The sequence below is a fragment of the Gilliamella sp. wkB18 genome (assembly GCF_001690875.1).
In the GTDB taxonomy this organism is placed as follows: domain Bacteria; phylum Pseudomonadota; class Gammaproteobacteria; order Enterobacterales; family Orbaceae; genus Gilliamella; species Gilliamella apicola_A.
The window spans coordinates 20353-39415 of the sequence record NZ_LZHM01000038.1 but is presented as its reverse complement, the minus strand read 5'-3'; the positions used below and the strand labels follow the sequence as shown (position 1 = coordinate 39415).

The 19063-nt window shown below is 33.7% G+C and carries 15 protein-coding genes and 4 tRNA genes; 17 read left to right on the top strand and 2 right to left on the bottom strand.

Annotation, left to right across the window (positions count from 1 at the left end):
• Position 1 precedes the first annotated feature (1 nt).
• The 8 genes from aroC to A9G48_RS11930 all read left to right on the top strand — a co-directional run bounded on the left by aroC (position 2) and on the right by A9G48_RS11930 (position 9085).
• On the top strand, positions 2-1075 hold the full coding sequence (gene aroC / locus A9G48_RS03060; RefSeq protein WP_034943855.1) for a chorismate synthase: 1074 nt from the start codon (positions 2-4) through the stop codon (positions 1073-1075).
• A complete protein-coding gene (locus A9G48_RS03055) occupies positions 1072-1824 on the top strand; it encodes a TSUP family transporter (protein ID WP_034943852.1) in 753 nt (250 codons plus the stop codon). The genes aroC and A9G48_RS03055 overlap by 4 nt, the downstream gene beginning before the upstream one ends.
• A 267-nt stretch (positions 1825-2091) precedes the next feature.
• A complete protein-coding gene (locus tag A9G48_RS03050) occupies positions 2092-3015 on the top strand; it encodes a LysR family transcriptional regulator (RefSeq protein ID WP_034944753.1) in 924 nt (307 codons plus the stop codon).
• Positions 3016-3165: 150 nt separating this feature from the next.
• On the top strand, positions 3166-3435 hold the full coding sequence (gene rpsO, locus A9G48_RS03045; RefSeq protein ID WP_034943850.1) for a 30S ribosomal protein S15: 270 nt from the start codon (positions 3166-3168) through the stop codon (positions 3433-3435).
• A 304-nt stretch (positions 3436-3739) separates the two neighbouring features.
• On the top strand, positions 3740-5854 hold the full coding sequence (pnp, locus tag A9G48_RS03040) for a polyribonucleotide nucleotidyltransferase (protein WP_034943847.1): 2115 nt from the start codon (positions 3740-3742) through the stop codon (positions 5852-5854).
• Positions 5855-5878: 24 nt separating this feature from the next.
• Positions 5879-6730 (top strand): lipoprotein NlpI, encoded by an 852-nt coding sequence (nlpI, locus tag A9G48_RS03035; protein ID WP_034943844.1) that lies wholly within the window; start codon positions 5879-5881, stop codon positions 6728-6730.
• A gap of 400 nt (positions 6731-7130) precedes the next feature.
• Positions 7131-8894 (top strand): DEAD/DEAH family ATP-dependent RNA helicase, encoded by a 1764-nt coding sequence (locus A9G48_RS03030; protein ID WP_080715850.1) that lies wholly within the window; start codon positions 7131-7133, stop codon positions 8892-8894.
• Positions 8895-8950: 56 nt separating this feature from the next.
• Entirely contained in the window at positions 8951-9085 is a 135-nt protein-coding gene (locus A9G48_RS11930) for a hypothetical protein (RefSeq protein ID WP_255309144.1), read from the top strand.
• 20 nt (positions 9086-9105) lie between these two features.
• Here A9G48_RS11930 and A9G48_RS03025 read toward each other — a convergent pair whose 3' ends face one another.
• On the bottom strand, positions 9106-9291 hold the full coding sequence (locus tag A9G48_RS03025) for a hypothetical protein (RefSeq protein WP_034943842.1): 186 nt from the start codon (positions 9289-9291) through the stop codon (positions 9106-9108).
• Positions 9292-10007: 716 nt separating this feature from the next.
• Between A9G48_RS03025 and A9G48_RS03020 the strand changes: the two genes are divergently transcribed.
• The 9 genes from A9G48_RS03020 (at position 10008) to A9G48_RS02980 (ending at position 17171) form a co-directional block, all read left to right on the top strand.
• Entirely contained in the window at positions 10008-10304 is a 297-nt protein-coding gene (locus A9G48_RS03020; protein ID WP_034943839.1) for a YfcZ/YiiS family protein, read from the top strand.
• Between the two features lie 10 nt (positions 10305-10314).
• Positions 10315-10773: a phosphohistidine phosphatase SixA gene (gene sixA, locus A9G48_RS03015; protein ID WP_034943836.1), complete on the top strand. Its 459-nt coding sequence runs from the start codon at positions 10315-10317 to the stop codon at positions 10771-10773.
• Positions 10752-14228, top strand: a complete 3477-nt coding sequence (gene recB, locus A9G48_RS03010; protein ID WP_065575769.1) for an exodeoxyribonuclease V subunit beta — start codon at positions 10752-10754, stop codon at positions 14226-14228. Before sixA ends, recB begins: the two co-directional genes overlap by 22 nt.
• A 549-nt stretch (positions 14229-14777) precedes the next feature.
• Positions 14778-15392 (top strand): TIGR04211 family SH3 domain-containing protein, encoded by a 615-nt coding sequence (locus A9G48_RS03005; RefSeq protein WP_051825037.1) that lies wholly within the window; start codon positions 14778-14780, stop codon positions 15390-15392.
• Positions 15393-16490 (top strand): CCA tRNA nucleotidyltransferase, encoded by a 1098-nt coding sequence (locus A9G48_RS03000; RefSeq protein ID WP_065575768.1) that lies wholly within the window; start codon positions 15393-15395, stop codon positions 16488-16490. It begins immediately after the preceding gene.
• Positions 16491-16606: 116 nt separating this feature from the next.
• Positions 16607-16683, top strand: a tRNA-Met gene (locus tag A9G48_RS02995).
• Positions 16684-16720: 37 nt separating this feature from the next.
• A tRNA-Leu gene (locus A9G48_RS02990) sits at positions 16721-16805 on the top strand.
• Between the two features lie 24 nt (positions 16806-16829).
• A tRNA-Gln gene (locus tag A9G48_RS02985) sits at positions 16830-16904 on the top strand.
• Between the two features lie 192 nt (positions 16905-17096).
• Positions 17097-17171, top strand: a tRNA-Gln gene (locus tag A9G48_RS02980).
• Between the two features lie 425 nt (positions 17172-17596).
• On the opposite strand, the gene A9G48_RS02975 is transcribed toward A9G48_RS02980, so the two are convergent.
• Complete coding sequence (locus A9G48_RS02975; RefSeq protein ID WP_034943825.1) at positions 17597-18397, bottom strand: YdgH/BhsA/McbA-like domain containing protein; 801 nt, start codon at positions 18395-18397, stop codon at positions 17597-17599.
• Positions 18398-19063: the final 666 nt, after the last annotated feature.

Below are 19063 nucleotides of genomic sequence, written 5' to 3'. Positions count from 1 at the left end.
TATGGCTGGAAACTCAATTGGAAAGTTATTTAAAGTGACTACTTTTGGTGAGTCACACGGGATTGCTTTAGGATGTATTGTTGATGGTGTACCTCCTGGACTAAGTTTGACGGAATCCGATATGCAAAGGGATCTCGATCGTCGTCGACCTGGCTCATCACGTTATACCACCCAACGCCGCGAAGCAGACCAAGTGAAAATTTTATCGGGTGTTTTTGATGGAATAACAACAGGTACGAGTATTGGTTTAATAATTGAAAACATGGATCAGCGTTCACAAGACTATAGCCAAATTAAAGATATTTTTAGACCAAGTCATGCTGATTTTACTTATCAAAAAAAATATGGAATACGTGATTATCGAGGTGGTGGAAGATCTTCTGCTCGTGAAACGGCGATGCGTGTTGCTGCTGGCGCAATAGCTAAAAAATATTTGCGTGAAAAGCTTGGTATCGAAATTCGAGGTTATTTAGCTCAAATGGGTGATATTGAATGTGAGTTAAGCGATTGGCAACAGGTTGAGCATAATCCATTTTTTTGTGCAGATGAAAGTAAATTAGAATTACTTGAAGAGTTACTCAGAAATTTAAAGAAAGAAGGCGACTCGATTGGGGCTAAAGTTTGTATTGTTGCTGAAAATGTTCCTATTGGATTAGGTGAACCAGTATTTGACAAACTTGATGCAGATCTTGCACATGCGTTAATGAGCATAAATGCAGTAAAAGGTGTTGAAATTGGAGATGGTTTTGCTGTTGTTAATAAGCGTGGTAGCGAAAATCGTGATGAGATTACGCCACAAGGCTTTCTTTCTAATCATGCCGGTGGCATTTTGGGGGGAATTAGTACGGGCCAAACTATTTTGGCTAATATCGCTTTAAAACCGACACCAAGTATTGGTCTAGTAGGTCAATCAATCAATATTTATAATGAATCAGTGGAAGTTAGCACTCGTGGTCGACATGATCCTTGTGTAGGAATTCGAGCTGTACCAATAGCCGAAGCTATGGTAGCTATTGTACTTATGGACCATTATCTTCGCTATCGTGCACAATGTAATGATGTAAATTCGTTATGAATTATGAATTGTTTATTTTACTGTTCATAATTGCAACTTTAGCTGGTTTCATTGATTCAATTGCGGGGGGTGGTGGCTTATTAACCGTGCCGGCTTTACTTGCAGTTGGTCTGCCGCCCGCAAGTGCATTGGCCACAAATAAATTACAAAGTTGTGGTGGATCATTTTCTGCTAGCTTATATTTTATTCATCAGCGTATGGTGGATATAATACAGCAAAAATGGGCAATTACTTTTGCTTTTATTGGCTCTGCAGTTGGTTCATTATTAGTGATGCATATCAAAGCTGACTTTTTAAAACTATTATTATCTATCTTAACCATTGGTGTCGGGATGTATTTTTTACTTTCCCAAAACATAGGGGAAAACGACTGTAAAAACCGGCTTTCACTCATCCAATTTGCTTTAATTCCCGCTTTTAGCATTGGATTTTATGATGGTTTTTTTGGTCCTGGTGCGGGTTCATTTTATGCTTTAGCCTATATTACATTGTTAGGATTTAATTTAACCAAAGCAACGGCTCATACCAAAGTATTAAACTTCACCTCAAATTTAGCTGGTTTGCTGTTTTTTATTGTTGGGGGCGAAGTGATATGGTCAATTGGTCTTGTGATGCTAGTTGGTCAATTTATAGGTGCAAGGATTGGCGCTAAGATGGTCATTACTAAAGGTCGTAAACTAATCAGACCAATGCTAATTACTGTTTCAACGCTTATGAGTATCAAATTGATTTATGAAAACTTCTTTTAGTGTATTACCAGTTAAATAATGAGTATTTTGCTATATTTCAATATTAATTGTGTTTTGACCAATATAGCTAAAATAATTTTATAATTAAGTCCGTAGCTTCTTAAGCCATTTTTCTGGGCTTAATAGCAAGTAAATTATTGTTAAAAACTTTCAGGAAAAGATTCGATTGAGTATAAAAATGACAACAATTATTTACTTCAATTAAATACTATTTAGTATATATTTGTGTTAATTAAAATAGTTTATGCTACACAATTAACTGACATTATGAAACTTCAACAATTACGTTATATTTTGGAAATCGCCCGTTCAGGCTCGATTAATGAAGCAGCCAAAAATTTATACATTACGCAACCGAGCTTATCAACAGCAGTGAAAGAGCTAGAGAATGAATTTGGTATTGAAATATTTGTGCGCACATCTAAAGGTGTTTCTCTTTCCACTGATGGTGTTGAGTTTTTAGGTTATGCTAAGCAAGTTTTAGATCAAGCCGAACTACTAGAACAGCACTATTCTAAAAAAGAGCCTTCTAAACAATTATGCAGCATATCAACACAGCATTATGCCTTTGCCGTTAATGCATTTGTTAACCTTATTAAAAAAAATCATACTGATGAATATGAATTCACGCTGAGAGAAACAAGGACTTATGATATTATTACTGATGTAGCAAATTTGCGCAGTGAGGTTGGAATTTTATATCTGACCGATTTTAATCAAAAAGTAATCTCACGTTTACTTAAAGAGCATCGACTAACATTCAACCCTCTTTTTGAGGTTGCTCCCCATGTATTTATTAGTACTAATCACCCTTTAGTAGCAATGAAGTCATTAACCTTAAATGATCTTGAAGATTATCCATATCTATCTTTTGAACAAGGAGAGTATAATTCTTTTTATTTTTCAGAAGAGATTTTAAGTACGGTTTATCATAAAAAAAGTATACATGTTAGCGATAGAGCAACATTATTTAACTTATTGCATGGACTCAATGGTTATACAATTAGTACTGGTGTGCTAAGTACCGATTTGAATGGCTCAGACATTTTATCGATTCCTCTTGATGTAGAAGAAAAAATATTAATTGGTTGGATTACTTCACAAAAAGCACAATTGAGTATTTCAGCACAAAATTATATAGAAGCACTTAAAAAACTTATTCAAGAAGAATATGGTTTTGAACTTAAGTAAATCCTCGGTGCTTAGCGGAATCACATTGCTATTTTATTAAATTTGAGTATAATTGCGGACGGTTTATATATTTATTATATGAATACCGAGGTATGTCTGAATTAGAGATTGGACATCCCATATTTTATATTAATTTTTAAGAGGTTTATTATGTCTCTAACTGTAGAAACTAAAGCGAAAATCGTGGCTGAATTTGGTCGTGGTACTAATGACACTGGTTCAACTGAAGTTCAAGTTGCTCTTTTGACTGCACGTATTAATGACTTGCAAGGTCATTTTTCTGAACATAAGAAAGATCACCACAGCCGTCGTGGTTTATTACGCATGGTATCTAGTCGCCGTAAATTATTAGATTACTTACGTCGTAAAGATATTGATCGTTATAATCAATTAATTCAAAAATTAGGATTACGTCGCTAATTATAATCTACTTGAAAAGAGGCTTAGGCCTCTTTTTCTTGAAAAATATTGAGGCTTTGATCTAGCAATAAGCCTCAAAAAATTAATACTTTTATGTAACACAACAAATAAAAGATTATATCTCATGTTTCGCGCGACTAATGAGAACTCTATAATTTATAGATTTGTCATTAGTCGTGACAGTGAAATAGTCTTTTTGTTGGTTATTCCCCACACTGTTGAAGTGAGTATCAATAAATTGAATTATTGTTACTTCCTTTCGAATTAAAAACTTCAACATATTAAATTACAAGAGGGCATTATTTTGTTTAATCCAACATATCAAAAATTTCAATATGGGCGTCATACAGTTACTTTAGAAACAGGGATTTTAGCTCGTCAAGCATCAGCGGCAGTCATGGTAAATATGGATGATACCGCAGTATTTGTAACTGTTGTTGCTCAAAAAAAGGTGAAGGAAGGCCAAGACTTTTTCCCTTTAACAGTTAATTATCAAGAACGTACTTATGCAGCTGGGCGAATTCCTGGTGGTTTTTTTAAACGCGAAGGTCGCCCGAGTGAAGGTGAAACGCTAATTGCACGTTTAATTGACCGTCCCCTTCGCCCATTATTCCCTGAAGGATTTGTTAATGAAATCCAAATTATTGCAACAGTTGTTTCGGTAAATCCAGATGTTAGTCCTGATTTAGTTGCAATGATTGGTGCTTCTGCTGCGCTTTGTTTGTCTGGAGTCCCATTCCATGGCCCTATTGGGGCAGCAAGAGTTGGATTGATTAATAATGAGTTTGTGCTAAATCCATCGGTGAAGGAGCTTGAAAATAGCCGTTTAGATTTGGTTGTTGCTGGTACTAAAAGTGCTGTATTAATGGTGGAATCAGAAGCTGATTTATTGTCAGAAGAGCAAATGTTAGCTGCAGTAGTTTTAGGGCATGAACAACAACAAGTTGTTATAGACAATATTAATGAATTTGTAGCTAAAGCAAATCGTGAAAAGTGGGATTGGGTGCCACCAGCTAAGAATGAAGCGCTATATAATGCTATTTCAGAACTAGCTAAAGATCGCCTTGGTGAAGCTTATCGTATTACTGAAAAACAAGCACGTTATGCAAAAATTGATTTAATTAAAGAAGAAGTTTTAGCTACACTAAAAGAACAAAATGACGAACTCGATGAAAACGAAGTGATTAATATTATTGTTGAGTTGGAAAGTCAAATTGTTCGTAAGCGTGTTATTGCTGGGGAACCACGTATCGATGGGCGAGAAAAAGATATGATTCGTGCGTTAGATATACGTACAAATTTATTACCAAGAGCACATGGTAGCGCATTATTTACTCGTGGTGAAACCCAAGCATTAGTTTCTGCCACATTAGGTACTGAGCGTGATGCACAAATTATTGATGAACTAACCGGCGAATATACAGAACGTTTCTTACTGCATTATAACTTTCCTCCATATTCTGTAGGTGAAACAGGTATGGTTGGGTCACCAAAACGTCGAGAAATTGGTCATGGACGCTTGGCTAAACGAGGTGTTGCAGCTGTAATGCCAAGCAAAGAAGATTTTCCATATACTGTGCGTGTTGTTTCTGAAATTACGGAATCAAATGGTTCATCTTCAATGGCTTCTGTTTGTGGTGCTTCACTTGCACTTATGGTTGCCGGTGTGCCAATTAAATCATCAGTTGCAGGAATTGCAATGGGTTTAGTGAAGGAAGGCGATAAGTTTGTCGTATTGTCTGATATTTTAGGTGATGAAGATCATCTTGGAGATATGGATTTTAAAGTAGCAGGTACACGTGAAGGTGTAAGCGCATTGCAAATGGATATAAAAATTGAAGGTATCACTAAAGAAATTATGCAAGTAGCACTTAATCAAGCGAAAGGTGCTCGTTTACATATTTTAGATGTAATGGATCAGGCGATTAATAAACCTCGCCAAGAGATTTCAGAATTTGCTCCACGCATTTACACAATGAATATTAATCCAGAAAAAATTCGTGATATTATTGGTAAAGGTGGTGCAACAATCCGAGCATTAACCGAAGAAACAGGTACCACAATTGAAATCACTGATGATGGTACTGTTAAAATTGCAGCATCAGATGGCAATAAAGCTAAAGATGCAATGGATCGTATCACTAATTTAGTCGCAGATGTTGAAATTGGAAAGATTTATACCGGAAAAGTAACCAGAATCGTTGATTTTGGGGCATTTGTATCAGTTATTGGTGGTAAAGAAGGTCTTGTTCATGTTTCTCAGATTGCAGATCACCGAGTTGAGAAAGTCGGTGATTATTTAAAGGTAGGACAAGAAGTGAATGTCAAAGTATTGGAAATTGATAGACAAGGACGAATCCGATTAAGTATGAAGGATGCAATAGAAACACTACCGGAAGCTGTGCACTCTGTAGAATAAAATATTACTCACTAGGAGTTAAATATGAGATTGTTTAACCTGAGGATTGTATGCTGTTTACTTGCTGTTATACTTTTGTCAGGTTGCACTAATTCTCTACCTATACTAGCTATTCCTGAGCAAGTTTCTTATGATAATGAATTAAGAGTTGCTCAGATAAGCCAGCAGTTATCTCGAAGAAATATTAATACAACCACAAGGATGCAACTTATTTTTGAGAGAGGAATTATTTATGACTCCTTAGGTTTTAAAGCGTTTGCACAAAGTGATTTTTCTCATCTACTTAGTTTTAACCCAGAAATTCCAGATGTATATAATTTTCTAGGAACTTACGCATTAAGAGAAGGGGATTTTGAAGTTGCTTTAATATCATTTAATACAACGTTAGAATTAGACCCTACTTATGCTTATGCTTATTTGAATCGAGCAATTACATTGTATCGTACAGGACATTATCAAGCAGCAGATTATGATGCAATTAAATTTTATCAATATGATATAAATGAGCCGATCAGAATTTTATGGCTTTATCTAATTGAAAAAGAGATTGATGATAAAAAAGCCTTAAATATGCTACAAAACCGTTATAATCTGATAAATGACAAAACGATTTATAGTAGTAACATTATTGCATTTTATTTAGGCAAAATTTCCGAATCTAAATTAATGCAAAATATTCAACGGGGCGTTGAAAATAATCGGCAATTAGCCGAGCGTCTTTGTGAAGTATACTTTTACTTAGGTAAGTATTACCAGAGTAAAGGTGATAAAGAGCGTGCCAAAATGTTATTTAAATATGCTTTAACGAATAATATTTATAACTTTGTTGAACATCAACAGGCACTCTATGAAGTAAAGTTACTTGAAGAAAAGTAACAAGGGTCATGCCAGTTTTAAAAGTGAAAATATTGTTATAAATTAGTTCTGATTTGCCATTAATAGTATCTTAATAAGATTTGTTGATATTATTAGTCGGCTTTATCCAAATTTAGATCAGAGTATGGAACAGGTTTTATATTTGTCCATGTAACATTCACAACTTTTACTAATTTAATCAATATTCGTAGTTAGTTATAGTAGTGAGTTGTAAATTTTCAATTTAGTGAGCTGGCATTATATTCATGTATACTTTCTTTCGTTAGAAAATTACGAAATAATATTTGTTATTAGATTGGTTAAAGCTAATCACAATTATTCGAGCTATTGATAAATAGTAGTAAGGCAGTACTTTAAGAAAGCAAGTATATATATATCTAGTTTTTATAAGCGAGTTTACATGACAAAAGAAGTTTCTTTTATTGACCTTGGATTATCCAAGGATATCCTTAATGCATTAAATGATCTTGGTTTTACCAAACCATCACCAATCCAATCTGAGTGTATTCCTTTATTATTAGAGGGTCACGATGTATTGGGAATGGCTCAAACAGGAAGTGGTAAAACAGCTGCTTTTTCGATTCCTTTCTTAATGAATATAGATCCAAATCTAAAAGTACCACAGCTTTTAGTGTTAGCACCAACACGTGAACTAGCTATTCAAGTAGCAGATGCCTGTTCGGAATATTCAAAATACATGAAAGGTGTAAAAGTGCTTGCTCTGTATGGTGGGCAGCGCTACGACGTACAATTACGAGCTTTGAAACAAGGTCCACAAATTGTGGTGGGGACACCAGGCCGTTTACTTGATCATTTAAATCGTAAAACTTTGGATCTTACTAGTCTTAAAGGATTAGTACTCGATGAAGCTGATGAAATGTTAAGAATGGGCTTTATTGATGATGTTGAAAGTATTATGGCTACGATTCCCGAAGATCATCAAACTGCGCTATTTTCTGCGACTATGCCAGCTCCAATTCGTCGTATTACTAAACGATTTATGCATAACCCTAAAGAAGTACAAATCAAGGGAACGAATCAAACAGCACCTGATATCGAACAAAGCTACTGGTTAGTTCGAGGAGTGCGTAAAAATGAAGCTATTATTCGTTTCTTAGAAGCGGAAGATTTTGATGCAGCGATTATTTTTGTTCGTACAAAATCAGCAACGTTAGAAGTGGCTGAAGTTCTTGAGAAACATGGTTACAGTTGTGCAGCATTAAATGGTGATATGACACAACAATTACGTGAACAAACACTAGATCGTCTTCGTAGTGGTCGTTTAGATATTTTAATTGCGACTGATGTTGCAGCTCGAGGCTTAGATGTTGAACGTATTAGTTTGGTTATCAATTACGATATTACTTTAGATTCTGAATCTTATGTACACCGTATCGGACGAACAGGACGAGCTGGTCGTGCAGGACGAGCTATTTTATTTGTTGATAGCCGTGAGCGCCGTTTACTTAAAAATATTGAACGAACAATTAAAAAAACAATTCCAGAAGTGGGATTACCTTCTAAAGAGTTGCTAGAAAAACGCCGTTTAACCAAATTTGTTGAGCAAGTGCAAAAGCAACTTCAAAGTAATGATTTAAATCAATACCAGAAATTGTTAGCGCAAATACAAGCTGATAGCTGTGCAGATTTGGAAACAATTGCAACTGCTTTATTAAAATTAGCACAAAGCGAACGACCATTAATTCTTCCTCCTGACCCAGTGTTTAAATCTTCTCATGAAATACGTGATCGAGATAGCCGCAGTGGTGAGCATCGTTTACGTGGTGATAATCGAGAATTACCAAAACGTCGCGAACGCCGCGATGTAGGAGATATGGATATGTATCGTATCGAAATTGGTAAAGAAAATGGAGTCGAAGTCCGTCATATTGTTGGTGCAATTGCTAACGAAGCAGATATTAGCAGCCGTTATATTGGTAATATTAAACTATATGACACTTATTCAACGGTTGAGTTACCAAAAGGAATGCCAAAAGACATCTTAAAGCACTTTGAAAAAGTACGTATACTTAATAAGCCAATGAAGATGAGTTTAGTTGGTGGCACTTCCAGTGGAAAACGAAATCGTAGAGCCAATAAATCAGAAATATCTGATAATGGTTTTACCAAAAAGCGTATTCGCCCACCAGCACCTAAATTTTAATTTTATTAACTACTATCTAGAGTTTATATGGGGTTGCGGTAATTTTGGGGCATGTGATGCATGTTTTAACTCATCAAGTGGTAATTCAATACCCTGTAAGTTATCTGCCCTATCAAAATAAAAGTGTTCATGCTAGCCTTTGTAGCTCAGCTCAACCGGTAATTGTCCATGGTTATACGGTTGGTGGCTGATGCTACTTAGTCGGGCTTTTTTAATCTTGGGTTAAAATCAGCCCTCTGTAGTTGTCGCTCATTTTGCCAAGCTTATCGGCAACATTATATTGATCATGACATTCAAACGGTTTGTTTTGGTCGCCTTTGACCTTGACTTTTTGATTAAGCAATCGAACACGGCTATAAAATTGTTGATGACAATTGAGTTCACCAAATCGCCCCATGTTACGGGTGATTTCATTCCTTTCATGCCAAAACTGTGAGTCGACAGTGCTTGACTGTTTAGGTCGATTTGGTTTGCTTCATTACCACGGCAACTTGATACAGTTAGGGGGGAATTGCACTGAGTGATCATAATGTAAATTTTATCCATTAATTTTCAAATTAATTTTAATTTTGTCGATTGTTGAAAACTCTACAGTATTTAATCTAGCAAATTGGATAGATATAACATCAGCCGAATAAAAAGATTCATATAAATGATATGTGTTTGTTTATACCTTAAACAATAAAAATATATAGTATGTATTGTACTAATTGATTGTTGGCAACCGAACCTATTATAGTTAATTGAAAAGTTTTGTATATTGATAAAAAAGATTTTGTCATACTAAGTACGGCTGTGGTGATCACAGTCGCATCTAAGTTTTTCATAAAAACGTCGTTGAGACTAAAATTGCCATTTTATGAATATGGCTATTTTAATATTATAGAAGAAATATTAATAAAAATATAATTTTTACGTCTTATATGATATGCCACAAAGATCTAATTTTAAAAAGTAATTAATCATTACGTTAATTGTAAAAAAGAATATTCAACTACCTGTATAGTAGAAAATTAATATGTGATTAATCGAAAGTAATTATTATCAGAATTTTGCCCTTATTTATGATTGAGAGTATACTACTAACAATAAAAACGTAAATAGAGGTGTAACATGTCAGATTCTCAAAGCAAATGTAAAGCAAATGAAACTCCTGCTTGTTGTTGTGTGGATGTAGGTACTATTATTGATAATGAAAATTGTAGTGCTGAATATGAGCACGTTTTTGCAACAGAGTCAGAAGCTAAAAATAAATTAGCATTATTAACACAATCTGCAAAAGATGTAGAAACCGAACCGTGTGAAATCACCAGTAGCATCGAAAAAATAGAAAGTGGTTTTAAATTAGCTGCTAAATTTACATTTTGTTGTGGCGCTGAATGTATGATTTTTCAATTAAAATTACGTTAATTGAAAATTAATGAAAGTTTGCATTATGAGGCATGGCGAAGCAGGGTTTTCTGCTTCCACTGATTCCGAGCGAGCGCTGACTACTTATGGCATTAAACAGTCAAATCAAGTTGGACTATGGCTTAAGCAGCAAAATTTTCAATTTGATTTAGGCTTAGTAAGTCCCTATTTACGTGCACAACAAACACTATCGGTGTTATCATCAAAGGTGAGTGTTTCAAAAATTGAAACGAATAAATTGTTAGTTCCAGGTGGTAGCCCATCACATATTGTTGATTTATTAATTATGTTATTGTCACAAAGTTTTGAAAATATAATAGTAGTATCTCACTTGCCGTTAGTAGGATATTTAATTGGCGAGCTATGCCCGCAAGCTCTGCCATCTATGTTTTCAACTGCGGCTATTGCCTGTGTGGATTTGTCTTCAAATGCAGCTGGGAAGCTTGAATGGTTTCATCAAGTAGGATAAAAAAACTCAACCTTTTTGATTTACCTTTAACAGGTCGAACCTTAATTGAGGCATCGGCAGGCACAGGTAAAACTTATTCTCTCGCTTTTATTTATTTAAGGCTATTGCTTGGTATTGGTCAAAATAGTTATCCAAAACCTTTAAATGTTAGCCAAATTCTTGTTGTAACTTTTACAAAAGCAGCAACTCAAGAACTTCGTTCTCGCATCAGGCTAAATATTCAAGAATTAAAAATAGGGTTACAGCAAGGGCATCATAAAGATCCTATTTTTCAACAATTAATTGAGTTAATTGTTGATCGTCAATCAGCTTTGCAGAAACTAAATGACGCTCATCAATCAATGGACGATGCAGCAATTTATACTATACATAGTTTTTGTCAGCGTATTTTAACCAGTCATGCTTTTGAATCTGGTGTTCTATTTGAACAAAATTTTGTTGCAGATGAATATCAACTACAATTGCGTGTAGTGCAGGAATTTTGGCGTCGCTATTTTTCGCCACTTGATAAATCACTGGCATATTTAATATTTGCTACGTGGCAAGACCCAAAAAGCTTATTGAAAGATATCACACCATATTTAAATTTAGAACAACATGACAGTGATGAAATTAATTTTGATATTGTTTCAAAAATACACACCTTTTATCAAAAAAAATTGACAAAGATTAACGAGATAAAACATGAATGGTTAACATCAATCGAAGAAATTACTAGTATAATTACACAGTCAGGGATAAATAAACAATCATATAGTATCCGAAATTTACCTAATTGGTTGGCTAAAGTATCTCAATGGGCAAATAAAGATACCTACACATTTGAATTGCCCAATGAACTGGAAAGGTTTAGTCAGTCTGTCTTAACCGAAAAAACAAAAAAAGGAAAAATCGTCCCTTGTCATACTATTTTTGAAAAAATTGAGACATTATGTAAACACCCGATAGATTTGCGTAGCCAAATATTAATGGATATTGTGAAGGTTATACAAAAGGGAATTTATGACGAAAAACTCAAATACGGAGAGATAAGTTTTGATGATCTTATTTGGCAACTTAATCGTGCTTTATGCAAAAAAACAGGAAAACGGTTAGCTCAAAGTATTGCAAAAAAATATTGTGTAGCCTTAATTGATGAATTCCAAGATACTGATCCTCTTCAATACCAAATTTTCAATCGTATTTATGATAGTCAACAATCTGATTGCGGCTTGCTATTTATTGGTGATCCGAAACAAGCTATTTATAGTTTTCGCGGCGCTGATATTTTTACTTATTTAAAAGCCAAGCAGTCAACTGGTGAAAATTATTTTACAATGGATGTTAACTATCGTTCATCCGCACCGATGATAAGTGCTGTTAACCAGTTATTTGCTAATCATGATAATCCGTTTATCTTTAAAGACATTCCTTTTTTACCAATGAACGTAGCAAAGCAGAATGAACGAAAAGCCTTATTAATTAATAATCAAGAGGCTAGTGCATTCACTGCTTATTTATTGCCTGATGATATTTCTACCAATGACGAATATCAAGAGTATATGGCAGGTTGTTGTGCTAAACAAATTGTGAAATGGTTATCTGATCCTTCGATATTAATCAATAATCAACATGAATTACGTCCTGTTACTACTTCTGATATTGCTATTTTGGTTCGTACTGGACGTGAGGCTGAGATTATACGTCAAAAATTGTCGGATTCTGGTATCAAAAGTGTTTACTTATCAAATCATCGTAGCGTTTTTTCTTCAGCTGAAGCAAAAGATGTTCTTTGCTTGTTACATGCAGTATTAATGCCTGAAAACGAATCAATGTTAAGATTGGCATTAATGACCTCTCTATTTGGGCAAACGATGTCTGAGCTTGAACAAATCACTGATGACCAAGATAAATGGGAAAGTTTAGTAGAAGAGTTTAAACAGTATCAAGTTGTTTGGCAACACTATGGTGTATTTGTTATGCTGCGCCGAATGATGAAAAAACGTCATTTAGCTGAAGATATTTTAGTTCGCCAAAATGGTGAACGTATATTAACTAATTTAATGCATTTGGGTGAATTATTGCAAGAAGCAGAAAATGAATTAGATAACCCTCATTCGTTAATAAGTTGGTTAAAAAAACAAATTGTAAATCCTGATTTGAATTTAGAAAATCATGAGCAGCGTCTTGAAAGTGATGAAAACTTATTAAAAATCATAACCATTCATAAATCAAAAGGTTTGGAGTTTCCGATTGTATGGTTACCATTTATTTCTATGTATCGTTCATCAGAAAGTCAATTTTATCATGATAAAAAAAATGACTATCAGTTAACATATGCTTGGTTATTAACAGATGAAATTAAAAAACAAATAGAAGAAGAACGCCTTGCCGAAGATTTACGGTTATTATATGTTGCTATGACTAGATCTATATATCATTGCAGTATTGGAATTGCTTTTTTAAAGAAAAAACAATCAGCTATAAATCACCTATTAAAATATGATTTACGTTCGATTGCAAATATTGCTGATTTAGTAGATGTTCAGTTGCCAATAGTAACTGAAAAATATGTTTCCCCTGTTTTAAAAAAAACATCATTATCTGCTAATGTTTTTTCACGACAGCTTTCAACTTGTTGGAGAGTAACTAGTTATACGGAATTACAAAAGCGTAATAATACCGCATTGGCTTATAATCCAGAACTCAATAATGACTGGGACGAATATCAACCACAATCAGAAATTACAAATTCAACTAATTTGCAATATGATATTCATCATTTTCCAAAAGGAGCCTATGTTGGTACATTAATGCATAGCGTTATGGAAAATCTTGCATCAGAAAATGTTGATGAATTATGTATTCAAATGTTGAAAAAACTTAATTTGGATACAGTGTGGAATGAACCTATCAAAGTATGGATGCAAAAGGTACTAACCACGAAACTTCATCAACCAAACTTAATATTATCAAATGCATTAATAGGAAAATGCATTAATGAATTACAATTTCATTTTCCAATTCGTGAAAAAATATCTAGTCAGCAATTAGATAGTTTATGTAAAGAATATGATGAACTATCAAAATTATGCCCTGAATTAGATTTTGGCACAGTACAGGGTATGTTAAAGGGATTTATTGATTTGGTTTTTGAATTTGAAGGTAAATATTATATAGTAGATTATAAATCAAATTGGTTAGGTAATAATGTATCATATTATGAGAAAAACGCGTTAGAAAAAGTAATGTGCGAGCATCGCTATGATTTACAATATCAATTTTACAGTTTAGCTTTACACCGCTTTTTAAGAAGCCGAATTACAAATTATCAATATCAAACTCATTTCGGTGGTGTTTATTATCTATTTCTGCGAGGAATGCCTGAACAAGGTATCTTTTTTCATCGCCCTAAACAAGCATTTATAGAAAAACTTGATAAGTTATTTGATGGCAATGCCATAAAAATAGTGTAATAGGCAAAAAATAAGATACTAATTGAGATTCTTGTTTTTTTATAGATTATAAATTTTCTTTATCAACATTTTAAGCTCACCTATAGTTATAACGCTTATTGGTCAATAATAATTTGGGTATATTTTGGTGTCCAAAAATTATTATTAACAATCGTATTAATTTTTTGATAAATATTTGATTTTATTTTTAAAAATAGTTAATTGCATATTCCTCCACATCTATGTATTAAATCATAAGAACCAAAAGCTTTTTACAGTTCAACTCACGAAAATAGGTTGTTTTTTAATTTGGATATAAAGTTAATGATAATTTAAGCTATAACCTGATTTATTACTTAATGAGCAAATAATGTATAGTAACGATCACAATAATTTACTTGTTAATAACTATAATATTTTTTGATTGATATCTCATAAAAATGTAATCGATTTCATTTAAGTATATTTCATAACTCAGGTTCTACCTACATCAATTGTAAAATGATTGTGCGAAAAGATATTTTTTTATGTTATCATGTAAATTATTTACGGATGATTGTTTGAAATATAATGAAAAAACAGAATATTATTACTTTATTTTCTTTTATTATGTTGGCTTCAAATGCTAATGCAGTAGATAAATATGTGGCAGATGAGGTTGATGTTTATTTACGCCGTGGTCCGAGCCAACAGCATGCAATTTTATATACGGTCAAAAGTGGAGCTAAAGTTACTGAGCTCGAAAAAAGTCCTGATGGAAAATATACACGTATCAAACTTAACAGTGGTAAAGTCGCATGGATTGAAACGAACAAATTAAATGACTATCCAAGTTATAAAGAACGAATCCCTGTTTTAGAAGCAAAAATCGCAGAATATAAAGACAAAGTAGATAATGCAGAAGATTATCATCAAAAAATGATTAGTGATTATGTTGAAAAGTTACAAACATCGGAAAAATTAATTGAAAACCTACAAAATAAAAATAATGAATTAGAAAGAAAGTTCAAAGAACAAGAAGTACAACTGGATTCAGCATTAAATCAAGTTGACGATAAACGGCGTGATTTAATTATTACTTGGTTTACCTATGGTGGTCTTGTTGCAGGAGGTGGTTTTCTCTTAGGGCTAATTCTACCTAATATTATGCCTCGTCGACGCAAAAAAGATCGTTGGATGCATTAAATGAGTAAAACCTATCTAGTTGGTGGTTCTGTACGTGATAATTTACTAGGATTACCAATTGCTGATCGTGATTGGGTTGTAGTCGGAGCAACACCCGATGAACTTGTATCACAAGGTTTTCATCAAGTGGGAAAGGACTTTCCTATTTTTTTACACCCGACTTCAAAAGAAGAATATGCATTAGCTCGTACTGAACGTAAATCAGGAAAGGGTTATACAGGGTTTACCTGTGACTTCGGTAAACATATTACCTTAGAGCAAGATCTCATCCGTCGTGATCTCACTATTAATGCTATAGCGATGGATGAAAATGGCAACATTATTGATCCTTATCATGGTGTTGATGATCTTCATCACAAATTATTACGTCATGTTTCTCCTGCTTTTCGTGAAGATCCATTACGTGTTTTACGTGTTGCACGCTTTGCTGCTCGTTATCATCAATTAGGATTTGTAATAGCCCAAGAAACAATGGATCTAATGAAAGAAATGGTATCAGAAGGGGAGGTTATATACCTTACAGCTGAACGAGTCTGGAAAGAAACTGAGAAAGCATTATCAACAGCAAACCCTCAGGTTTATTTTCAAGTGCTCGAACAATGCGGCGCACTTTCACTATTATTTCCATCTGTAATGCTAACAAATGATCTTCTTAATGCACTAAAAAAATCAGTATTATTGACTGATAATCTAATCATTCGTTTTGCTGTTTTATGTGGAAATATAGTGAATAGCACATTGGTTAAAACGCTATGTAATAAAATTAAAACACCGAGCCAATATACTAAAATTGCTATTATGGTACAACAATATCGAAAAAACGTGGAGCAAATACAACGACTAGAAGCTAGTCAAATTCTTAACTTACTAAATAATATTGATGTATGGCGTAATTCACAACACCTTAATCAATTGATTATTGCAAGCCAGGCTTTTTCTGAAACCGATTCATATCCCCAAGCTCAATATCTTGAAAATGCCTATAAAATAGCTAGAAGCGTGGATGTCCAAAATATTATTGCTGAAGGGTTCACTGGTAAAAATATTCAGCTCGAATTGCAAAAAAAACGAATTGAATTGTTATTAAACTGTATTTGATTGTAACTTAATCAGTCGCCACTTTTTTTCAAAATATCTTAAAAAAAGAGTTGACGATTTGCCGTAACACAAGCATAATGCGCCTCGCAGTGTTGGTTATGACGTTGCGAATAAATGGCTACGTAGCTCAGCTGGTTAGAGCACATCACTCATAATGATGGGGTCACAGGTTCGAATCCCGTCGTAGCCACCATGAAGATTAAGTAGTACTTTTATCGAAAGTGTTCAGTGCGGGTGTGGCGAAATTGGTAGACGCACCAGATTTAGGTTCTGGCGCCGCAAGGTGTGTGAGTTCAAGTCTCTCCACCCGCACCATTTAATCTTAGTATTTATCCTTTTTGGGGTATAGCCAAGCGGTAAGGCAGCGGGTTTTGATCCCGCCACGCCCAGGTTCGAATCCTGGTACCCCAGCCATTACAGTGTTAGTATATTCAACATTACTCGATTCGGCATGATTTAAATTTTGGCATATTGCCCTAAACGCTGCTTAGCTGCTATTGTTGTGGTAGCGCCTAGTAGATAGATATGCTAATTCATAATTTAGTTTCGAAAGTTGTATGAGTTCAAATCTTACATTGTCCATACCAAGTGCCTTATTTTTTATATTGGGGTATAGCCAAGCGGTAAGGCAGCGGGTTTTGATCCCGCCATGCCCAGGTTCGAATCCTGGTACCCCAGCCATCATTATTTTTTGAATTATTCCTCTTGTGCTCATGCTAGCAAAAAATAGAACGCCTTGTTATATAGTTCAATATTTGTTTTAATTTTGAACTTTCATCATTATTAACATTATAGCTATTAATAGTAACATTTTCGAAATGAAAGGGCGTAATAGTACCTCCCAAACCATAATTAGGTTTTAACATTATAATTAATTGATTCAGTTTAGTGGTATATAGTAAACTCTTGTCATAATCACGATTGCACTCAGCTAGCTGAAAAAATATCCGGTTTTATAAAATAAGAAGCGATACCATAAATAATTTTCAGTATAGAGCACCAAGTGCGTAAACAGGATTACTAATCAATAGAAGATATAGTATGGTTATTTATTTCCACGTGATCATAAATGATTTCACACGTGGAAAATTACTATTGCAATAACATTATTTATATAAATTCACAAATACAGTTTGAGCAGTGCCTGCAGCATTTGATGTAACTTCTTTAACATAATAAAAATGAGCCCCATTAGCAATGGCATGCTTTTGTGCAGCAGAGCTTATTTCAGAAGTATTATTAAATACCCCATGGAAACTAATTGTGTTATAAGGTTTCATAATTTTGAATGCATCACTACTTAACTCATATGCATCTTCGCCTTCAATCGCCTTAGTAACAATATAATCTCTTACAGGGGCATCCTTTTTATATAAAGCTACCTCCACATCTTGCGCCAGATTTTGTAAATTAGCTGAAGTAATGGATGTAATGTAAAATGCATAAGCATTTTTCTCGGCAGCTATTTTACTTGCTTCGTTAGTAATTTCAGAAGTATTATTGAAATTGCCTTTAAATTTAACAATTTCAAATGGTAAATAATAAAGTGCTTTATTGCGTTCATATGCCACAATTCCGTTATAAGTTGTTTCATCTTTTTTTAATGTGATTGGCGCATTTGATTGATAAATATCAGCGTAAACAACAGCTAAATCAGCGGAATCTGTAGTAGTAGCATTTTCAATAGCTGTTATATGATAATATTTAGCGCCAGCTTCATCTGCTATTCTTGAAATATCATCAGCTGCGTTTTCTGCTTGTAAATAATTGCCTGTTACAGAGATTTCTTTCATTGGTACCAAATTACTACTTTCTTTTGCTGTTAATGGTTCTGCAGCATAAAGATTTACTACGGGAAAAGATAATAATGCAACTAATGTAAAAGATAATTTCTTGGAATGTTTCATTTTAGTACCCTTTGTTTTTAAGTGATTTAAATCAATATGTAACGCTTACTTAACGGGCAGATGAAGTGTCAATTTCTAGATACTATAGCAATCTGAAAGAATGCTCAGATGTTTGTCTATTTTCTGCTTATTAAAAGCGTTCGAACATAAAGTTGTTAATGAAAGATAATTAAACAACTTGTTATACATAAAAGAATTGTTGCGTGATACTCAAAGAATTTCGAAATGCAGTATCATTCTACAGTATTAGTAGTTAAATACGCAACAGGTTGTTAAAAAACTCTGTTTTATTTTGCGTACCTATAAAATTTATTATTAAAGTCAAATGAATCAAAAAAGCTAAGTTAGCAGTAGCTGTGATAAAAACATTTAATGTTTAGGCTGTTATATCCTAAATAATATAATCATTCATAATGATAAAAATAAAACGAATAATCAGATCTTTTTCTTCATTCAGCTTTTCGGTTAAGCAATCAATTAAATTAATAGGGTATTTGTAAAACAAGCTAATCCATATAGTAAATCAGTTTTCAAATTCACATAGATTTAGTTATATAGTATTCAAAATTGAAAGAATTAGAGCCCCCCATAAAAAGATAGGTGATCTTTGCTCATGATGTGATACATTAATTTCATTGATCTAATATTATGATTTGCTTTATTGGG